The organism is Streptomyces sp., from assembly GCF_019510245.1.
Classification (GTDB): domain Bacteria; phylum Actinomycetota; class Actinomycetes; order Streptomycetales; family Streptomycetaceae; genus Streptomyces.
In genome coordinates this window covers 1-4,330 of sequence record NZ_JAEKKT010000355.1, presented here as the reverse complement: position 1 = coordinate 4,330, position 4,330 = coordinate 1, and the positions used below count along the sequence as shown (strand labels likewise).

4 protein-coding genes are annotated in these 4,330 nt (G+C 72.4%); 2 read left to right on the top strand and 2 right to left on the bottom strand.

Going from position 1 to position 4,330, the window contains the following annotated elements; translation table 11 throughout:
* Positions 1 to 527 (bottom strand): ABC transporter ATP-binding protein (locus JF597_RS51375; protein ID WP_294013477.1); only part of this gene is annotated, 527 nt, incomplete at its 3' end.
* A gap of 205 nt (positions 528 to 732) precedes the next feature.
* On the opposite strand from JF597_RS51375, the gene JF597_RS51370 reads away from it, so the two are divergent.
* Both JF597_RS51370 and JF597_RS51365 read left to right on the top strand, forming a co-directional pair.
* Positions 733 to 2,025: an ATP-binding protein gene (locus tag JF597_RS51370; RefSeq protein ID WP_294013474.1), complete on the top strand. Its 1,293-nt coding sequence runs from the start codon at positions 733 to 735 to the stop codon at positions 2,023 to 2,025.
* A gap of 1 nt (position 2,026) precedes the next feature.
* Positions 2,027 to 4,027: a hypothetical protein gene (locus JF597_RS51365; protein ID WP_294013472.1), complete on the top strand. Its 2,001-nt coding sequence runs from the start codon at positions 2,027 to 2,029 to the stop codon at positions 4,025 to 4,027.
* Here the strand turns inward: JF597_RS51365 and JF597_RS51360 are convergent.
* Positions 4,017 to 4,330, bottom strand: a 314-nt coding sequence (locus tag JF597_RS51360) for a response regulator transcription factor (RefSeq protein ID WP_294013469.1), incomplete at its 5' end; no start/stop codon positions are given. The genes JF597_RS51365 and JF597_RS51360 overlap by 11 nt on opposite strands.

The window sequence follows — 4,330 nt, the reverse complement described above, 5'->3', positions numbered from 1 at the left end:
AACACGATCTGCGGTCGGCTGGCGAGGGCGCGAGCGGCCGCTACGCGCTGCTGCTGGCCGCCCGAGAGCTGAGCCGGTCGGTGCTTGAGCCGGTCGCTGAGGCCGAGCATCTCGACGATCGAGCGGACCCAGAGCGGATCCGGCTTGCGCCCTGCGATCCGCATCGGAAGGCCGATGTTCTCCGCCGCGGTGAGTGTCGGGAGGAGGTTGAAGGACTGGAAGATGAAGCCGACCTCGTCGCGCCGGAGCAGCGTGAGCTGCTTGTCGCTGAGGCCGGTCAGCTCGGTGTCGCCGATCCAGATCTCGCCCGACGTCGGCCGGTCGAGACCGGCCAGGACGTGCAGCAGCGTCGACTTGCCGGAGCCCGAGGGACCCATGATGGCGGTGAACTGGCCGGCCCTGACCTCCACGCTCACGTCGTCGAGGGCGTGCACCGCGGCATCGCCGTGGCCGTAGGTCTTGCGGACGCTGACCGTACGAGCGGCCGCGGCGGTGGTGACGGGTGTGCTGGTCGTCATGCTGGTCATGTCGCTCCTCTGGTGGGGCCGGGCCAGCGGGTGCGGCGCGGTCCGTTCAGACAACGGCCAGCACGGGGGGTCGCGGGATCGTGCGGCCCCGCCGCTGCAGAGGGCTCAGCCGCCAGGTCTCGTCGGGTCGTTGTGCGGCTGACCCCACCCCAGGGGTTCGGCTGGAACCCTGCACCGACGGCAGGTGGAGGCGCACACTGCGGACATGCACCGGTTGCGCGCCGTCGACCACTGGTCGCGGCTGGCCGCGGTGACCGTCCTGACAGCCTTCGTCATCGGCGTGTACGTCGTCATCGTGCTGGGCGGCGGCGCACTGCTGGGCGGGGCCGAAGCGCCGAGCCTCGGGCTGTCGGCGCTCGCGACCGTCGTCGTGGCTCTCGCTTTCGAGCGAGTGCGCCGGTGGTCCGCCACCTGGTCGGCCCGGGTCTTCCGGCGCAGCGGCTTCTCGCCGTACGAGGTGCTCAGCCGGTTCAGCGAGACCGTCACCGGAGGCATCGCGACGGAGGAGGTGCCGCAGCGGATGGCCCGGCTGCTGCGGGAGGGGACCAATGCCGAGTGGGCGCAGGTATGGCTGGTCGTGCACGACCAGCTGGTGCCGGCTGCGGAGTGGCCGGCGGGCGCAGGTGCGGCCGACGTGCCGGCACTGCCCGGCACTGTCGCCGAGGGACGGCGCACGGTCACCGTCCGGCACGGCGGTCAGGTGTACGGCGCCTTCAGGCTGCAGGAGCGCGCCGGCGTGCCGTTGTCGTCGGTGGAGGAGCGGCTGTTCGCGGGCCTCGCTGCGCAGGCTGGGATGGTGCTGCGGCTGGTGGGTCTCCAGGCGGAGCTGACCGCGCGCTACGACGAGCTGACGGCGCGGACGGAGGAGCTGCGGGGCTCGCGCGAGCGGCTGATCGCGACGCAGGACGCCGAGAGGAGACGGCTCGAGCGCGACATCCACGACGGTGCGCAGCAGCACCTGGTCGCGCTCGCCGTGAACCTCCGCCTCGTGCAGGTGCTCGCCGCCAAGGACCCCGCCCGGGCGCGGCAGCTCCTCGATGCGCAGGCGGAGGCGGCGCGTGCGGCGACGGACACGCTGTCCCGCTTGGCCCGCGGGATGTACCCCTCGCACCTCGCCGAGCTCGGGCTGGCACCTGCGCTGCGCGCGAGCGTCGCCGTCTCGTCGGTGCCGGTCGAGGTGACGGACCTGGGGCAGGAGCGCAGGCCCGAGCCGGTCGAGGCGGCGCTCTACTTCTTCGCGATGGAGGCCGTGCAGAACGCCGCGAAGCACGCATCGGCCGCGCACATCGCCGTACGCATCGTGGAGGTCGTAGGCGCGACGCAGGTCACGGTCGAGGACGACGGGAAGGGGTTCGCGTCCGCGTCCCCCGGGAGCGGCATGGCGAACATGCGCGACCGGATCGACGCGCTGCAGGGGACGGTGACGCTTGAGTCGGAGCCCGGGCGCGGCACGCGCGTCTGCGCGACTGTGCCGGTGCGCGCGGAAGCGGTGGTCTGACGTGCGCGTCCGGATCGCTTGGGCTGCAGCGCTTCTGAGCGTCTGCCTGGCCGTCGTCGACACCATCTTCTCGGCGCTGCACGCCCCACTGCTCTCGCGAGAGAACCTGATCGTGCACGGGTGGCCGACCGTGAGCCTGGCGACGACCGGCGCCGCCATCCTGGGTGCGCTGATCATCTCTCGCTACCCGCGGCACCCGGTGGGCTGGCTCCTCATCGTGACGGGGGCGTCCTCGTTGTCGGTGGCCACCGAGGCCTACTGGCGCTGGGCACTGGGCGACGGCGGGCAGGGACCTGAGGCCGCCCCGCACATCGCTGCTTGGGTGAGCGCCCTCAGCGGGGCGCCGCTCAGCATGACGGCGGTGGTGCTCATCTACCTGCTGGCACCCGACGGTCAGCTGCTGTCGCCGCGGTGGAGGTGGGTGGGCAGGACGGCGGTCCTGGGCCTGGCGATGTACGTCGGGTCCGTGCTGGCCCAGTCACCGGTGACCTTCGACGTGACCGCCGAGAGCGTGCAGGCTCCTGCGAGCTGGTTCCTCAACGCCGGCATCGTCCTGATGGTGCTCAGCCTCATCGCCTCAGCCGTCGGTCTGGTGCTGCGGCTGCGGAGGGCGCAAGGCGAGGTCCGTCGCCAGCTGCTGTGGATCGCGACCTCGGCCGCGCTGCTGGCCCTTGCCTTCGGCTGGTTCCTGGTCGGTGCTCTGGTCTCCGGACCCGAGCAGAGCGACGCCTCCGTCGTCGCGCTCTTCATCGGGTACCTGTCGATCCCGGTGTGCACCGCGGTCGCCGTCCTGCGCCATCGGCTCTTCGACATCGACGTCATCGTCAGCCGAGCGGCACTCGTCTTCCTGGCCACCGCGCTCGCGGGCGGGGCCTACGTCCTCGTCGTCGTCCTGCTCGGTGCCGCTCTCGGCGGCCAGGTTGGCTTCGCCCCGTCGCTGTTGGCCACGGCTCTCGTCGCGCTCGCGTTCCAGCCCCTGCGGCGCCGGGTCATGCAGGCCGCGGACCGACTTGCCTACGGCGAGTCCGCCGAGCCGTACGACGCACTGGCCGAGTTCAGCCGCCGGCTGGGGGACAGCCCGGACCCGACGGACCTCCTGCCGGCTGTGGCGGAGGCCGCGGCGTCTGCGGTCCGGGCGCAGTACGTGAGGGTTGAGCTGCTGCTGCCGTCCGGACCGCATCCCTCGGCCAGCGTCGGCTCGCCACGTGGTGGCCCCGTGGTGCAGCTCCCCGTCGGGAACGGGGACGACCAGTTCGGCGTCCTGCTCGTGGAGGTACCGGCCGGTCGCAGCCTGCGTCCGCGGGACCTGGCGCTGCTGGATGACCTGGCGGCGCAGGCGCTGGTGGCCTTCCGGAACGCGCGGCTGTCCGCAGAGCTGTCGCACCGGATCGACGAGCTGAGCTCTGGGGCGCGTGCGCTGGAGGAGTCCCGACACAGGCTCATCACGGCACGGGACACCGAGCGCAGCCGGCTGGAGCGCGCCGTGACCCGTGATGTCGTGACGCACCTCCAGGCTCTGCCTGAGCGGCTCGAAGATGCGGCAGCCGAGGGCGCCACCCCTGAAGGCGTCGGGCTGCTGCTCGCGGGGGCCGAGCAGGCGCTGCAGGCGCTTCGCGAGATCACCCGCGGGGTCTACCCGGCGCAGCTCAGCCGGTCCGGCCTGGAGAGCGCGCTGCGCTCGCTCCTCTCGGCTACGCCGGGTGCGCGGCTGGTCGTCGACTCCACCAGTGCTCGCGTGCGCGGTGACGAGCGGGTCGAAGCGGCCGCCTACTTCTGCGTCGCGGAGTCCGTGCGCGACCTGCTGGCGCCGATTGAGGTGCGGCTGGTGCAGGAGGCCGACGGACTGGCGCTCGACATCTCGGGTGGGAGGGCTGCTGCGCTGCCCATCGACCTCATGCGTGACCGGGTCGAGGCGCTCGACGGGTCGCTGAGCGTCAGGGAGGACGGCGACTCGACGTTGCTGCACCTGCGGCTGCGCGAGCCCGCGCTGGTCAGCGGGTGACGGTGCTCCAGAAGGCCTCGAGGGCTTCCGGACCCAGCTCGCTCTTGCTCAGGAAGGCCCCGGCCCCCGCGTCGGCGTAGCCGTCGTAGACGTCGTACGTCGAGAGGAGCAGCACCACCGGCGGGTGCGGCGACAGCGCGCGCAGCCGGCGGGTCGCCTCCAGTCCGTCGATGCCTGGCAGGTTCAGGTCCATCAGGACCAGGTCGGGACGGAGCTCCGCGCACAGCACGACGGACTGCTCACCGTCCACAGCCGAGCCCACCACCTCGAAGCCGTCCGTCGACTCGACGACGGCCGTCATGG